Raw genomic sequence first — 1,051 nt, 5'->3', positions numbered from 1 at the left:
AAAAAACGATCTATTTATCCGAAATATTAAGAGTTTATAATCAGCTAACAGGGCAGTCTATTAAGTATAAGCCTTTTCATAACCAGTTAGTTAAACCTGAACTAGCTGAACTAATGCGAGAGGTAACAAATAGAGTTTTTAATTGTTGGATAAATGATGCGCTTAAGTACACTAAAAAAGATTTGTTCAAGTTTGAGAATATTTTAATTCAGGACGGTAGCTCTATTATGCTTCATCGTTCTTTAAAAGATGTTTTTCCTGGGCGATTTTCAAATACGTGTCCAGCAGCGATTGAATTGCATGCTACTTTAAATTTAACGCAAGGTTGCTTTGAAAAAGCAGGTATAACACCAGACAGTTATTCTGAACGTGAAGAACTTCCAACATTTAAAGAGTTGAAAGGACAGTTGTTACTTGCTGATAGAGGGTATTATTCAGGTAGTTATATTCATGAATTAGATAAAGCAGGAGGATTTTACGTATTAAGAGCTAAGGGGTTAAAAGCAGTCAGAGTACATAATGCTTTTAAGCAAAATGGACAGGAATTAACAGGAAGTCATTCCCCAAAGTTATGTGAATTGCTCCCCGAATTACCTAAAAATGATCTTATTGATATGAATGTTAGCATAAAAAACAAGCTAACAAGAGTCGTTGGGTATTGGTCAAAAAAAGAAAAACAATATACATTTTTAGTCACTAATTTATCTATTGATGAATTTACAGCGACTGAAATAGGCAAATTATATAGGTTACGCTGGCAGGTTGAATTACTTTTTAAGGAGTGTAAGTCTTATAATAATTTACGCGGCTTTCAAACATCAAACGCAACCTTACAAGAGGCGCTAATTTATGTAAGTTTAATAGTAACCACGCTTAAAAGGTTTTTAACTGGCTGTATTGAAAAGATATTCAAAACTGAAATGTCTACAATGACAGTAGCAAAAACAACGGGTGTTTGGTGGATTGGCATATTAACAGCGATTATTAGGAAGCATAGGAAAGGATTGTTAAATGCAGTTAATGGAGCATTTGACTTTCTGAGGAAAAATGC

The 1,051-nt window shown here is 33.5% G+C and carries 1 protein-coding gene; it reads left to right on the top strand.

The features are described from left to right. Positions 1-1,051: IS4 family transposase (locus CXF89_RS19195; protein WP_121955491.1), on the top strand; the 1,051-nt coding region annotated here is incomplete at both ends.

It is taken from the genome of Pseudoalteromonas sp. MelDa3, assembly GCF_002863625.1.
GTDB lineage: Bacteria > Pseudomonadota > Gammaproteobacteria > Enterobacterales > Alteromonadaceae > Pseudoalteromonas > Pseudoalteromonas arctica.
This window is presented reverse-complemented; position numbering and strand designations above follow the sequence as displayed.